Origin of the sequence: Alicyclobacillus tolerans (assembly GCF_900142255.1) — a bacterium.
GTDB lineage: Bacteria > Bacillota > Bacilli > Alicyclobacillales > Alicyclobacillaceae > Alicyclobacillus_I > Alicyclobacillus_I tolerans.
In genome coordinates, this window is sequence record NZ_FRAF01000009.1 from 20854 (window position 1) to 35445 (window position 14592).

A 14592-nucleotide genomic window follows, 5' to 3' on the forward strand; every position below is an offset into this window, starting at 1 on the left:
ATCGACTCTCCGTTTAAAGTCTTCAGAATCTGGACATAAAGAGATTAGGATGACTTAGATGTAGCCGCGTCTCAAATTCAGAGAGATGGCAGGCATTCGCGGGGGGTTTCCAATGCGACAAACGATACGAACCATGCGTCAGGACGCATGGACTTCAGAAGACGATGCGTTACTAGCAGAAATTGTTTTGCGTCATATCCGAGAAGGTAGCACTCAGTTGGCGGGGTTTAACGAAGCCAGCAGGAAGCTTGGCAGAACGGCTGCAGCCTGTGGTTTTCGCTGGAATGCGTGTGTACGCAAACAACAAAAAAATATTATTGAAATTGCCAAGGAAGAACGTAAAGATCGAAAGGCAGAACGTGTGCAAGCTCAATTGGAGGGTGGTGATGTCGATCATCCAACTGCCACGTTGATGAGTTGGGCTCAGGTATTGCGTTTTTTGCGCCAGGAGAAGAATACTGCTGCTGAATGGGCATCTCGTTGGCGATCTGCTGAGCGTCAGTGCAATGAGTGGAAACAACGTTTCTTGGAATTAGAAAAAGAACATCGCCGATTAAACGAGGAACATCGTTCTTTGCGTCAGGAATTCGACAGTATCTCCGATGACTATCGAGTGTTGGTGCAGATTGTCGATCGTGCTAGAAAGGCGACACTCAAAAATGAAGACAGTCCACTTTCCGCGGATGGTTTTCTATATCGAATAGATGAGAACGGCAATTTGGAACGATTGCTGGCCAACCCAGATTTAGAACAAGCGGAATAAAAAAAGGCCAAGTAAGGGGTAATCTCTTACTTGGTTTTTTTGTATATGGATTGCACAAACTTGCCACCCTAAGAAGCAGGATGGTGAGCCATGTGTGGAAAAATAAGATCAAGCGCGGCTTGGCAGTTTTTTGGATGTGCGCAGCTTCTTTGAGCATGTCTGGTTGCTATGATAGACAAGAGCTAGAACAACAAGCATTTATCACTACATTGGGTCTCGATAAAGCTCCAGATGGAATGGTGGACTGCACTTTTCGCGTGGCAGTTCCTAAAAACCCTAGCAGCGCTAGCGGACCAGGTCAAGAAGACGACCGCTCCAATGGACCTATTACGATAAGAGCTCGTTCTGTCAATGAAGCGATGTTAATTGCCAATACTTCTCTCGAAAGAAATGCTACGTTTTCTCATCTTGGCACCATTATTTTTGGCAAAACGCTGGCTCAAGATGGGATTTTACCTTATCTGCAGCCCCTTTTACGATTTCGAGAATTTCGACAAACGGTAACTGTTGTTGTTAGCAAGTCAACTGCCCGCGATGTCATTCAAAACTTTAAACCCATGCTCGAACAGTCGGCAGGACGTATTGGCGATAGTGTGGCTGGTGTCGGTCGACGTACAGGGTTATTTCCCGTCACATATCTACATGATTTGAGCAGCGCTATTCAATCTCCACATGAAGATATACTCACCCCGCTCTACGGGGTGAACAAAATTACAGAGAAATCCGATGCTTCCTCTTCCCAGGAATCGAACGGGGGAGAAAAAGATTCATTTTCAGGGACCAATAAGAGTCAAGAAAAATTAACTCCGCCTTTAGGTAAGAAAAAAATGAGTTTTGCGGCTGGAGAAATTGCTCGTACCGGTGGAAATCCAGTAGATTTTGCTGGAGCAGCAGTATTTCGCGGTGACAAAGTGGTGGATTTTCTGGACGCTCGCCAAGCGATTCTCTATCAGTTACTGCATGGTGGGTTGCGCAACGCGAAATTTGACTTTACAGATAAATCGGGAAAATTTCAGGATATCGGTATCACTTTGCATACTGAACGTCCGCCAAGCTATCATATCAAGCTAGGGAATCCGGTTTTCATTCGCGTTTCCTTGCCCATGGATGCAGATGTCATCAACATCCAAAGTGGACGGAATTATTTAAGCTATAGCGGTCAAAGACACATGGAAAGTTTTTTGGATAAACAATTGGATACGGAATGTCAAAGTCTTTTGGAACGGCTTCTCATTCGGGATGGTAGTGACTGTATCCCTGTTTCACGATACATTCGGCCGCAATTTTTGACGGATCAGGCGTTTAATCAGTATCCATGGGAAAAAAATCTTCGCCATGCGCGTATTCAAGTGGACAGTCAATTGCATGTACGACGATTTGGCATTCAAATGGAGCCTGTGGAAAATAGATAAGTCATTCTATTGTCAAGCGATGGTATGCGAATTATGGAAAAAAGAGTCCTGTTTGTCCTGCCAGTGGGTGGGGATGCTGTTGTGGCTGTTGGAGAGGAAAAGGTTGGGTTGGCTGAGGATGCGGCCATCCGCCGGGCTGTGGCATTTCAGGAAAGGGATATGGGTACAGATGAGCTTCTGGTGAATACATAGGTGGCAAAGGACGTTGGCTATAGGGCTGTCCATTTGTTGCACCGGGGGCGCCAGATTGCGGATTTTGCTGTGTCCATGGATGTTCAGAGTTTTTCTCTGGAGTAGATGGGTCATTTTCGGTGCTAGAGTCGTTCTCAAGAAAAGACTGGAGCAATGGACGCATCATCATGCTAAGTAATGGCGAGTCCAAAAATGGCATGAGAGTAGACAAATCCACTGTTTGATTGCCAAGACCCTGGCGCATGAGTTCTGATAGACGCAGGCAGAGACGTATGAACTGTTCGGATGTCAAATGGTAGTGTGCCGCTTCTTTGCGTAACCTCTGGGAAACGCCAGGCGACAACCTACCTTTTTGTTTTGTTTTGGCCTTGGCCAAGGGTAACCCTCCTCCTGGAAAAAGAAATACGCTTAAATCATCCATCCCCCACTTGGTGTCAAGACTTGCCCTGTCACATAATCCGATTTGGGATGAACCAGGTAGAGGCAGGCATGAGCCACATCTTCTGTTCGCCCAATTCGCCCCATGGGAATCTCGGCTATCAGTTGCGAACGATCTTCTGTATCCAGATTTTCCAACATGCGGGTCTCAATGGCGCCTGGTGCAACACAATTGACCGTTATACCGCTGCCTGCGACTTCTCTGGCTAATGCTTTGCTGAAAGTAATGAGGGCGCCTTTGCTTGCGGAATATATACTTTCCATAGCCGCGCCTGTGATGCCAAAAACAGAGGCTATATTTACGATACGGCCGTATGCTGACGAAAGCATATACGGTAAAACGGCGCGAGTACAAAGAAAAGCGCTGGTGAAATTAGTATCCATAAGATTTCTGTACGACTCCATAGGAGTATCGATCAGCAACTGTGACATAGATATGCCGGCGTTATTGACTAGAATAGCAGGTCTGCCTAGTTCGGCGGCTTTTTCAATGAAACGATTGGCGTCATCTTCTTGTCTCAAATCAGCTTGAAAAGTAATTGCCTCTACTCCATGTTCTCTACATCTTAAAGCCACCTGCTCAGCCGCATTTTTGTTGGCATAGTATTGCAGAATGACATGAGCTCCCTGGCAAGCCAATGTTACGGCGATGGTGCCGCCGATGCCGCCCGATGCTCCAGAGACAATCGCTACCTGTTCATGCAAAAATCTTTCTTTGCATGAGAGGCTCTCTGCTTTTTTCATGAATATCCTCCCAAACCGCGTCCTACCTTACCAGTTTATGCGAATCAAGGACAGTTGTCACTGAACCTTTGCAATAGCGCGCTTGACCTGTTAACCTAGTCTCGGTGTTGGTGTTGCGGGTAGAAAATTGAAGTGAGGAGCTAAGTCTTTTGCAGAGGAATATCAGCAGCCCGCGAAGCGAGGAGGAAGGTCTGTGATTACGAAACTGCTAATCGCCAACCGTGGTGAAATTGCCCGACGCATTATCCGTACCTGCAAACGTATGGGAATTTCAACTGTAGCAGTTTATTCTGATGCGGATGAAAGCGCTTTGTTTGTCAAGGAGGCCGATGAGCGAGTAAGAATTGGTCCACCCCCTGTAGCAGAGAGTTATCTAAAAATCGATGCTATTTTAGAAGCTGCTCAACAAACAGGTGCCGATGCAATTCATCCGGGGTATGGTTTATTAAGTGAACATGCGGATTTTGCCAAGCGAGTTCGCCAGCAAGGTCTCATTTTTGTTGGACCTCCAGAGGCGGCGATTGCTGCAATGGGCAGTAAAGTCGAGGCGCGCCGAAGAATGAGTGCTACTGGTCTGCCAATTGTACCGGGAACGGAAAATGCGCTTGCGAGTTTAGAAGAGGCCATTGAAGCTGCAGAGCGGATAGGGTATCCAGTCATGCTCAAAGCTTCGAGTGGCGGTGGTGGAATCGGTATGCAAATCATTCGCGATGCTGAAGAGTTAAAGAAAGCGTTTGCGGGCAGCCAGGCTCGCGCTGCTTCCTACTTTGGCAATGGAGATTTATTTTTAGAGAAATATATTGAAAAACCACACCATGTCGAAATTCAAGTTCTTCTAGACAGGCAGGGCAATGGGGTCCATTTGGGTGATCGCGAATGTTCCATTCAGCGTCGTCATCAAAAAGTGGTAGAAGAAGCTCCGTCACCGTTATTAAGTGCTGCTTTACGGCAGGAAATGGGGAGTAAGGCTGTTCAAGCGGCTCTTTCTCTTGGTTATGAAGGTGTGGGTACTTTTGAATTTTTGGCTGATGAATCAGGAAATTATTATTTTCTGGAGATGAATACGCGACTCCAAGTTGAGCATCCTGTGACCGAACAGATTACTGGATTGGACCTAGTGGAGTGGCAGTTGCGGGTTGCTTCAGGAGAGTCGCTGACCTTTCAACAGCAGGACGTCCATTTCCACGGTCACAGTATCGAAGCACGTGTTTATGCTGAAGATCCAGTGCGTGGATTCCCGTCGCCAGGAAAATTGCAAGTTCTTGATCTGCCAGAAGGGATGGAAGGCGTGCGGCTTGATTTTGGCTTTCAGTCGGGGGATACCATTACGCCATTTTACGATCCTCTCATCGGCAAATTGGTGGTGACGGCTTCAACGCGCGCTGAAGCTATTCAGCTTTTGCAAAAAGCACTTAATACTTGTCAGATTACCGGGATTAAGTCAAATCTTCCGCAATTGCAAGCTATTGCAAAAGATGAGCGATTTTTGCAAGGTCTAACCGATACAAGCTTTTTGACTGGTTTGAGTTTGAACTCATAAGGGGGATATTTATGGCAGAGGTTCGTTCGAATATGGCAGGTACAGTTTTTCAATTACTCGTATCTGTTGGTGATCAGGTTAATGCTGGTGATGACGTGGTTGTTCTTGAATCTATGAAGATGGAGGTACCCATTGCCAGTGAATTTTCTGGCGTTGTGAAAGAATTGCGCGTTGAGGTGGGCACGTTTGTCAATGAAGATGATGTGCTCTTGGTCTTGGAGTGATGTCTGATGGCTGGCGTAACCCTGTTTGAAGTTGGCCCGCGTGATGGATTACAAAATGAATCGGTCCTTTTAAGCAGTGAAGATAAGGTGTTTTTGGTGGAACAGTTAATGGATGCGGGTCTTACCCGTATTGAAGTGAGTTCGTTTGTTTCACCTCGCTGGATTCCACAGTTAGCTGATGCAGAGGAAGTCTTTCGTCAAGTTCAACGCAGACCTGGAGTAGAACTGAGTGCGCTTGTTCCGAATGAAAAAGGGCTGGAGCGGGCGCTTGCCTGCCAAGTCGATGCTGTAGCCGTTTTTATGTCAGCCAGTGAGACGCATAATTTGAAAAACATCAACAAAACCCGTGTTGACACCTATCCTGTGCTAGCCCCGGTTGTGACAGCGGCTAAAGCAGCTAAGAAGTCTGTGCGTGGTTATGTTTCTACAGCTTTTGGCTGTCCTTACGAAGGGGAGGTAGCCATAACAGAAGTGATAGAAGTGAGTATGCGCCTTTTTGAGATGGGCATTGATGAATTGTCGATAGGTGACACAATTGGCGTAGCTGTGCCAACTCAAGTTGAGGCTCTACTTGCTGAAATGGAGAAACAAGGAATTCCGCTAGAAAGAATTGCCCTGCATTTTCATGATACACGGGGGACTGCTGTAGCTAATGCCTATGCAGGCTACCAAGCAGGGGTGCGAATTTTTGATGGCTCGATTGGTGGTATGGGTGGATGTCCTTATGCGCCAGGAGCGTCTGGCAATGTGTCAACGGAAGACTTGCGCTATCTGTTTGAAAGTATGGGCGTTACAACCAATACTCATCTGGATAAACTTCGCGATGCTGCTCGCTGGCTCTCGCAACGTTTGCAAAAAACGCTTTTTAGTCATGATAGTCAAGTCGCCCATGCTATGACATGGGCAGAAGGGGAGAGTGAGCCACAATGAACAACGAATGGGTTCAAGTGCGACAGGAAGATGATGTAGTGGTAGTTACGCTGCATCGCGAGGAAGCCGCTAATGCGCTTTCTCAAGATTTATGCGATGCTCTCCTGCAAGTATTGGAAGAATTAGCAAGCAGTCAGGCTCGCGTTGTTGTGTTGACCGGATCGGGACAAAAAGCATTTTGTGCAGGGGCAGATTTAAAGGAACGCAAGGGAATGGATATTCAACAGGTGCGTGCAGCTGTGAAACGGATTGGTCGGGTCACCCAGGCTGTGGCTCAACTGCCGATGCCGACAATCGCTATGCTGAATGGTGTAGCCTTTGGTGGTGGATTGGAAATCGCTTTGGCAGCCGATTTGCGAGTAGCTGCAGAACATGTGCAAATGGGTCTGACAGAAACAGGCTTGGCAATTGTACCTGGTGCAGGTGGCACACAACGTTTACCACGACTGATTGGCTTGGCAAAAGCTAAAGAGCTGATTTTTACAGCTCGTCGAATAGACGCGCAAGAGGCGTATCGTTTAGGATTGGTCAACCAAGTGGTCAAGGTTAATGAACTTTGGACTCAAACACTCCAATTGGCGAAAGAAATCGCTAAAAATGGTCCGATTGCCGTACAATCAGCAAAATGGGCGATAGAGGAAGGTATAGATAAATCGCTTGCAGAGGGGTTGCATCTTGAGTGGCAAGCTTACGAGCGAGTGCTTGGCAGCCAGGATAGGCTGGAGGGTTTAGCTGCTTTTGCAGAAAAACGTCCACCCCAATATACAGGACAGTAAAGAGGTGCACTTCATATGGAGGATAATCGTTTGCAGCAGGAAAAAGAACGGATTATGAGCGGTGGCGAGCGCAAATATCATGAGAAAAACGCATCCACAGGCAAGTTGTTTGTGCGCGAAAGATTGCGCTTGTTGTTGGATGGCGATTTTTTATTGGAAGATGGTTTGTTTGCCAATGCTTTGTCTGAAGATTTGCCAGCAGATGGAGTCATTACTGGCGTTGGAAAAATTGATGGTCGACCAGTTGCGTTTATGGCCAATGATAGCACTGTGAAAGCAGGAAGCTGGGGCTCGCGTACGGTTGAGAAAATCTTGCGTATCCAGGAGACAGCGGAAACCATGCAAATCCCCCTCATCTATCTTGTGGATTCTGCTGGTGCACGGATTACCGATCAGGTTGAGATGTTTCCAGGGCGGCGCGGAGCTGGACGCATTTTCCACAATCAAGTGCGACTTTCTGGCCAGATTCCGCAAATTTGTTTGCTCTTTGGGCCATCAGCCGCTGGCGGGGCCTATATTCCTGCTTTTTGTGACATAGTGGTGATGGTGGAAGGCAACGCCAGTATGTATCTTGGCTCACCACGCATGGCGGAAATGGTCATTGGTGAAAAAGTAACTCTGGAAGAGATGGGCGGAGCACGGATGCATTGCAGTGTCAGTGGCTGCGGTGATGTATTGGTCAAAACAGAACAGGAAGCATTGGCTTTTGCCCGTCAATATCTAAGTTATATGCCATCGCATATGTCCAAAGCACTGCCTGTTATGGAGGGACAAGAAGCGGAAGCGTTTGAAAAAACGCTGGCTGACATTCTGCCTCAAAACCAAAATGCTCCCTTCAATATGCATGATTTAATTCGCAGAGTAATTGATAAAGATAGCTGGCTTGAAATCAAAGCGCTGTTTGCACAAGAAATCATTACCGGATTGGCACGTTTGGATGGACATCCTGTTGGTATTGTTGCCAACCAACCGCGGGTGAAAGGCGGGGTTCTTTTTGTCGATTCTGCTGACAAAGCGGCTCGTTTCATTTCACTTTGTGACGCCTTTTCAATTCCGCTCATTTTCCTGGCAGACGTCCCTGGATTTATGATTGGTACGAAGGTGGAACGGGCTGGGATTATTCGTCACGGCGCAAAGTTGATTGCTGCTATGTCAGAAGCGACGGTTCCTAAGCTAAGCGTTGTCGTACGCAAGGCTTATGGTGCTGGTTTGTACGCCATGGCAGGACCCGCTTTTGAGCCGGATGTTTGTCTCGCGTTACCTACTGCGCAAATAGCAGTTATGGGACCTGAAGCAGCAGTCAATGCAGTCTACAGCAATAAAATTGCCGAACTTCCAGAAACAGAACGTGCTGCTTTTGTCGAACAAAAGAGGGAAGAGTACCGTTCTGATATTGATATTTTCAAATTGGCCTCGGAGATGATTGTGGATGATATTGTTGAGCCCAATCATTTGCGTGACGAGTTGGTGTCCCGCCTGGCAGTCTATCGTTCCAAACATCGGGATCGACCCATCAAGAAACACGCGGTTTATCCGGTATAATCCATGAGTTAGGGAAGTTGCTTATGAAATGCAGGAATTCTTTCCCCGCGTTGCCCCATTTAAAGTGGCGCGGGGATTTCTTTATGCATCTTGCTTATTTTACTTCAGTGCATAAAATCGGTATGATGAATACGTTTGAGTTGGTTTATCTTAGTTTCCTTAGATGTTTGGAGTGGAGTAAGGGTCAAGTTCTGCTTGCGCGTTGTCCGCGTTGTCTATGAAAAGGAGCGGTTTGTCTTGGAGTGTCAGCTTCATCGCAGTGCAACAGGTAACCGCTTGACGGATACCTTTTTACAATCTTTTCATGAAGTTGCTGATTTATACGATGGTCAGAATCCACGAGATTTACAAACCTATCAACAACGATCGAAACAATTAACCGAGCAATTTTCTGCAGCGCACAGACAGGAGTTGGCGTCTGCATTGGTAGAACATTTGCGCCAACTGGGCGCTCCTGAGGCTAGTGTGGATAATGCCCGTCGATTAGCTGACGTTCGTACAGTAGCCGTCGTCACTGGTCAGCAAGCCGGACTTTTTACAGGACCAATCTATGCGTTGGCCAAGGCTTTGACAGCCATTGGCGTAGCCGAACAATTATCGCAGGACTTGCAACAGCCTGTCGTCCCCGTGTTTTGGGTGGCTTCGGAAGATCACGATTGGGATGAAGTCAATCATGCTTATATTCTTACCGAGGAAGGACGAACAAAGCGCGTTTCACTGGCTATGCGTCCGGATTTGCACAGCATGGTTTATCATACGCCTCTTGAAGTATCTGCAGTGGAAAGTGCTTTAGACAGTTTGCAGCAACTTTTGCCGAAGGCTGAGTATAAATGGCGGATGATTGAAGAGATTCGCTCGTTTTGGCATCCTGGAGACAGTTTGTCTCATTGGTTTGCGCGAATTATGGCCCACTTGCTAGGTGAGCGTGGCTTAGTCTTGCTTGATCCTTGTCTTCCAAGATTGCGTGCTCTGGTAGCGAACGCCTTCTCGAAAGCGCTGGAAGCCAGTGAAGAAATACGTCATGAACTGAATCGTTGCTATGACGAGATTCGCAGTCGTGGTTTTACACCTGAGGTAATGGAGGACAAAAGCAACAGCAATGTATTTTGGGTCGAAGATGGCAAACGCTACGTATTAGAGCGTGTCGATCGCGATTTATTCCGATCACGTGGCTTGAACCGCGAATTTTCTCTCGATGATTTGCGCGTTTTAGTCACCCACAATCCCAACGCCTTCAGTTCTAACGTATTATTGAGACCGCTCATTCAAGATGAATTGCTTCCCACTCTTGTCTATCTTGGCGGACCTTCGGAAATAGCTTACTACCCGTTGGCGCGCGGCGTATTTCATGCTTTTGGGAAGAAATTGCCTCCCCTGTTGTTGCGTCAGCGAATGCAAATGGTTCCGCAGTCCGTTGCATCCTTGTTGGAAGCGTGGGGAATCACTTGGCAAGAGCGCAACGAGATCGACCAGCTAGAGAGGAACTATCTCTTATCCAATGGATTACTTCTAGCGCGTGAACAGATAGCGAAAATGCAGGTGGAGTGGAGTCAGCAATTGTTGCGTCTAGAGGAACAGTTGCCTCTGTTAGGTCCGCAGTTGCCTACGCTATTGCAAAGGTCGGCTGTGCGTCAGGAAGCGGAATTGCATCGTTTGGAATTGAAAATATCTCGGCTCATCGAATTGCAGGGCGAAATTGAAATACGTCATCGGCGTTTGGCCAGGAATTGGTTATATCCTGATGGACAGTTGCAGGAACGTCGCTTATCTCTAATGAATCTTTGGTCCATGTACGGGAAAGAATTGTTAAAGCAACTTCCTGCCTGGGGGCAGTATGAGGATGAGTCGCCTTTATATCATATTGAGATATAATCCTGGACAGAGTCTATGTTGCAAAGCAAATTTAATTTTTGAGCAAATGATTTTCTATGGCCATTGGGCCATATTTTTTTTTGATTTTTTGTTCAGTCAGCAGGAGATTGAAAAAGAAAACAGAAAAGCACTATTATAGTGGTGGAAAGTGGGTAAAAGTGGGGCGAGATGGCGGGGTGTGATGCTGAATGTTCATGGGTGAATTTCAGCATGCTTTGGATGACAAAGGCCGTCTCACCATTCCTGGTAAATTTCGCGACCCACTTGGAGAGCAATTCGTCATGACTCGAGGATTGGATGGATGCATTTTTGTCTATCCCATGTCCGAATGGAATGTCTTGGAGTCCAAATTAAAATCGCTTCCCATGACTAGAGCGGATGCACGTTCTTTTGTCCGCCTGTTTTTTTCAGGAGCTAGTGAATGTGAATTGGACAAGCAGGGACGTGTGCTTGTGCCTTCCGTGCTTCGGGAACATGCGAATTTGGAAAAAGATTGCGTAGTGCTTGGAGTTTCTAATCGGTTGGAGATTTGGAGTCAGAAACGCTGGGCAGACTACTCTACAAATGCTTCGGGAGAATTCGCAGAACTTGCGGAGAAGCTTGTAGATCTCGACTTCTAAAGAAGAGAAGCTGCTTTCCTTTTTCGTTTGTAGACAGGAAAAGAGGGTACGCGCATGTTTGTTCACGAAACCGTTCTACTGGAAGAAACAGTGGGAGCACTCCATCCTCGTGCAGGCGGTCGCTATATTGACTGTACGGTGGGCGGCGGTGGTCACACGGAGCGGCTTCTGCAACTTACCCAGCCGGATGGTCAAGTGCTTGGACTAGACCAAGATGAGAGCGCATTGAATGCTGCGAAAATAAGATTGGCCAATGATTTACACAGATTGCAACTTATTCACAGTAATTTTCGCCAATTGCACACTGTTGCCGAGCGTCTGAATTTCTATCCGGTCGACGGAATTTTGTTCGATCTCGGTGTTTCTTCGCCACAATTTGATGATGCGGAGAGAGGATTTAGTTATCGAAATGATGCGCCGCTTGACATGCGTATGGATCGCTCCCAGAAAGAAACAGCTCTGCAGTTTCTGCAACGCCTCGATGAGCGCCAAATTGCTCAAATTCTGTTTGAGTACGGGGAAGAGCGTTATGCAAGGCGGATTGCTAAAAAAATGGTGGAAGCATTAGCAGCTAACCAATTGCAAAGCACCCTTCAGCTTGCCGAACTTGTTCGTGAAGCGATTCCTGCTGCAGCAAGAAGAACAGGAGGACATCCAGCCAAGCGAACATTTCAAGCCATCCGTATTGCTCTCAACGATGAGTTGCAGGCTCTGCAGGAAGGATTAGAGGCGGCGTTTCAATTATTGAAAGTAGATGGACGTTTAGCGGTTATTACCTTTCATTCTCTAGAAGATCGAATGGTCAAACAATTTTTCCAAAAAATGTCGCAGGGGTGTATCTGTCCTCCTGATTTCCCTATTTGTCAATGCGGACGACAAGCGCAAGCCGAAGTGGTAACGCGTAAGGCGCTTGTTCCGTCGGATGAAGAGCTACTGAGAAATCCAAGAGCGAGATCAGCAAAATTGAGAGTGTTGAGGAGGTTACAGAATGTCAGCAGTTCGACAGATGGCAGTACCAGTTGAACACTCACGTTCAAGACAGAGCGAAGCAAAACCAATTTCTAAAACTCGTGCGCCTTGGCGGGAGGCGATTGGCAACATGGCCAATATGGCGCTTTGTGCAGCCGTTGCCGTAGGCGCTATGTGGTTTCTTGCTAATCGAGGGGCAGCCGCATACAGCCAGACATACAGCAATGTGCAACTGCAAACGGAAATTAGTCAAATGGCAGCCGAAAACGCCTCGCTCAATGCTGAAGTGGACAGTTTGGAACGGCCATCGCGTATCCTCAGCACTGCCCTCAATAAGTTGCATATGGTACATGCTAATCCAATTCAAATTTCTGCGAATTCTTCTCAAGGCTAATATTGGCTCAATTTAAACTTTCCTCCTCATTTTAACAGTGTAAAAAACCTGGAAAATTTTTAAAGCCTGACGAATTTTCTGGGTTTTATGTTTGTGAGAGATATTCCCCAACCTGTCCGCATAGAATCATTGCGATAAGACAGGCTGGGGGGATGGAAGCCAAATGCGAGTGACACCACGCCTTATCCGGCGCAGACTGGTTATTTTGTTGATGTGTCTGTTAGCAGCCATAGCCGGGCTGATAGGTCGGGTTTTTTATATTCAAACTGTACAGTCGCCGTGGTTGAGCGGGAAAGCCAAGCAGCTTTGGAGTCGTAATATTCCTGTGCAGGGCGTGCGGGGGAGTATTCTCGATAGCAGCGGTCAGCCACTTGCCTATACTGCAACGGCGCTTTCTATTCTTGCTATTCCATCACAAATCAAGGATAAGGTGGCGACGGCCAAAGCGTTAGCACCTATCTTACAGATGCCTGAGAATGTCATACTGAAAAAATTACAGCGTCGGCAATTATCTACCTATTTAAATCCCGGCGGGCGTCGTCTGAGTGAACAAGTAGCAGAAAAAATCCGTTCTTTACATTTGGCTGGCATATATTTAACGGAAGAGGGCCGCAGAGTCTATCCTTATGGAGATTTGGCTGCTTCTGTGCTTGGGATTACCGGCGGAGACGGACAAGGGCTGACGGGTGTGGAAAAAGAGTATGACAGCGTGCTGGCTGGAAAGCCGGGAGCCATCCTTTACTACGCAAACAATAAAGGAGAGCGTATGCCAGGAGAGGGAGATGACTTTTTGTCTCCCGTGAATGGAGACGATGTTGAATTAACCATAAACAAGTCGATACAGGAGTTCGTTCAACGGGAGATAGAGCGGGCAGTTGCAGAATATAATCCTGATCACGTTACGGCTATTGTTGCCAACCCTAAAACGGGAGCTATCTTGGCTATGGCCAATTATCCCACATTTAATCCAGCAGATTGGCGTAACTATCCTCCTTCCACATACAATCACAACTTGGCTATATGGCAGACGTTTGAACCAGGCAGTACGTTTAAGGTTGTAACCCTCTCCGCTGCCTTGCAGGAAAACAAAGTCAATTTAAATGATCGTTTTTACGATCCTGGCTACTATGAAGTAGCAGGCCATCGCATTCGATGTTGGAAAGCGGGAGGGCATGGTTCGCAAAGCTATTTGAATGTTGTGGAAAATTCTTGTAATCCTGGCTTTATTGCATTGGGAGAAAAACTTGGAAAAAACACATTGTTCTCCTATATTAAGAAATTTGGTTTTGGTCAAAAAACAGGCATTGATTTGCCGGGAGAAGGTACAGGCATTCTTTTTAATCTGAAAAAGGTTGGGCCGTTGGAGTTAGCTACCACCGCCTTTGGTCAAGGCGTATCTGTGACCCCCATTCAGCAGGTGATGGCTCTTTCAGCCGTAGCCAATGGCGGTAAGCTGATGAAACCTTATGTTGTACAGAGTATTATCAATCCTGTCACAGGGCAGGTCATTGAATCGACTGAACCTACTGTTGTGCGTCAAGTCATCTCACCGTCAGTCGCGGCTGAGGTCCGCAGTGCTCTGGAAAGTGTCGTAGCCAACGGATCGGGCGGAGGCGCCTATATTCAAGGTTATCGGGTAGCGGGTAAAACAGGCACAGCGCAGGTGGCCAAAAATGGACGTTACGAATCAGGACACTATATTGTCTCCTTTATTGGAATGGCCCCAGCCAATAACCCGGTGCTTGTAGCCTATATTGCGATTGATTACCCTCGTCCGAAAAATCAACCTGTTTTTGGTGGTGTCATTGCGGCCCCTATTGTAGGCAGAATTTTAGCGGATAGTTTAGCTGAACTTGGTGTTCCTAAGAGTAACCAAGGTCTGGCCAAAAAGATACGTTGGGGCGATCCGCTCACAGTCACGTTGCCTAACTTTGTGGGATTAACCATGAAGCAGGCGCGGGATTTAGCTTTGCAGAGTACGGCGCAAATTCGTACACAAGTCAATGGTCAAGGTCAATATATTGTAGCGCAAGCTCCAGCTGGCGGTACTTCGGTGGCTGAAGGTTCGACAGTGCGTCTGATACTGGGAGATACACCTCCTGCTGGCGCCATTGACAAAACAGGATAAAATGAGAGAAGTGTTTGCTTTTACTGAGGCACTTTGGAGGAGGCTCTA

General features: G+C 47.1%; 14 protein-coding genes. 12 read left to right on the forward strand and 2 right to left on the reverse strand.

Annotation, left to right across the window (positions count from 1 at the left end; genetic code table 11):
- Positions 1-112: 112 nt before the first annotated feature.
- Complete coding sequence (locus BUA75_RS06325) at positions 113-763, forward strand: RsfA family transcriptional regulator (protein ID WP_238413479.1); 651 nt, start codon at positions 113-115, stop codon at positions 761-763.
- A 92-nt stretch (positions 764-855) separates the two neighbouring features.
- Entirely contained in the window at positions 856-2175 is a 1320-nt protein-coding gene (locus BUA75_RS06330) for a Ger(x)C family spore germination protein (protein WP_242650255.1), read from the forward strand.
- A 31-nt stretch (positions 2176-2206) separates the two neighbouring features.
- On the opposite strand, the gene BUA75_RS06335 is transcribed toward BUA75_RS06330, so the two are convergent.
- The gene (locus BUA75_RS06335) at positions 2207-2743 is read right to left on the reverse strand and encodes a hypothetical protein (RefSeq protein ID WP_072873759.1); all 537 of its coding nucleotides are present in this window, start codon (positions 2741-2743) and stop codon (positions 2207-2209) included.
- A 32-nt stretch (positions 2744-2775) separates the two neighbouring features.
- On the reverse strand, positions 2776-3549 hold the full coding sequence (gene ymfI / locus BUA75_RS06340) for an elongation factor P 5-aminopentanone reductase (RefSeq protein WP_072873760.1): 774 nt from the start codon (positions 3547-3549) through the stop codon (positions 2776-2778).
- A 193-nt stretch (positions 3550-3742) separates the two neighbouring features.
- Here ymfI and BUA75_RS06345 point away from each other — a divergent pair, with 193 nt between their 5' ends.
- The 10 genes from BUA75_RS06345 to BUA75_RS06390 all read left to right on the forward strand — a co-directional run bounded on the left by BUA75_RS06345 (position 3743) and on the right by BUA75_RS06390 (position 14544).
- The gene (locus tag BUA75_RS06345; protein WP_129583540.1) at positions 3743-5089 is read left to right on the forward strand and encodes an acetyl-CoA carboxylase biotin carboxylase subunit; all 1347 of its coding nucleotides are present in this window, start codon (positions 3743-3745) and stop codon (positions 5087-5089) included.
- 11 nt (positions 5090-5100) lie between these two features.
- Positions 5101-5313 carry an acetyl-CoA carboxylase biotin carboxyl carrier protein subunit gene (locus BUA75_RS06350; protein WP_072873761.1) on the forward strand — a complete coding sequence of 71 codons (213 nt, stop codon included), beginning with the start codon at positions 5101-5103 and terminating at the stop codon, positions 5311-5313.
- Between the two features lie 6 nt (positions 5314-5319).
- On the forward strand, positions 5320-6243 hold the full coding sequence (locus BUA75_RS06355) for a hydroxymethylglutaryl-CoA lyase (protein WP_072873762.1): 924 nt from the start codon (positions 5320-5322) through the stop codon (positions 6241-6243).
- Positions 6240-7019, forward strand: coding sequence for an enoyl-CoA hydratase-related protein (locus BUA75_RS06360; RefSeq protein WP_072873763.1), 780 nt, complete (start codon positions 6240-6242; stop codon positions 7017-7019). Before BUA75_RS06355 ends, BUA75_RS06360 begins: the two co-directional genes overlap by 4 nt.
- Positions 7020-7034: 15 nt before the next feature.
- Complete coding sequence (locus BUA75_RS06365) at positions 7035-8561, forward strand: acyl-CoA carboxylase subunit beta (protein ID WP_072873764.1); 1527 nt, start codon at positions 7035-7037, stop codon at positions 8559-8561.
- A gap of 135 nt (positions 8562-8696) precedes the next feature.
- On the forward strand, positions 8697-10433 hold the full coding sequence (bshC, locus tag BUA75_RS06370; RefSeq protein WP_165611961.1) for a bacillithiol biosynthesis cysteine-adding enzyme BshC: 1737 nt from the start codon (positions 8697-8699) through the stop codon (positions 10431-10433).
- A 188-nt stretch (positions 10434-10621) separates the two neighbouring features.
- Positions 10622-11053 carry a division/cell wall cluster transcriptional repressor MraZ gene (mraZ, locus tag BUA75_RS06375; protein ID WP_072873765.1) on the forward strand — a complete coding sequence of 144 codons (432 nt, stop codon included), beginning with the start codon at positions 10622-10624 and terminating at the stop codon, positions 11051-11053.
- 54 nt (positions 11054-11107) lie between these two features.
- Complete coding sequence (gene rsmH, locus BUA75_RS06380; RefSeq protein ID WP_072873766.1) at positions 11108-12076, forward strand: 16S rRNA (cytosine(1402)-N(4))-methyltransferase RsmH; 969 nt, start codon at positions 11108-11110, stop codon at positions 12074-12076.
- Entirely contained in the window at positions 12042-12416 is a 375-nt protein-coding gene (locus BUA75_RS06385) for a septum formation initiator family protein (protein WP_072873767.1), read from the forward strand. The genes rsmH and BUA75_RS06385 overlap by 35 nt, the downstream gene beginning before the upstream one ends.
- A 163-nt stretch (positions 12417-12579) precedes the next feature.
- A complete protein-coding gene (locus BUA75_RS06390; RefSeq protein ID WP_207549719.1) occupies positions 12580-14544 on the forward strand; it encodes a stage V sporulation protein D in 1965 nt (654 codons plus the stop codon).
- The last annotated feature ends 48 nt before the right edge of the window (positions 14545-14592 follow it).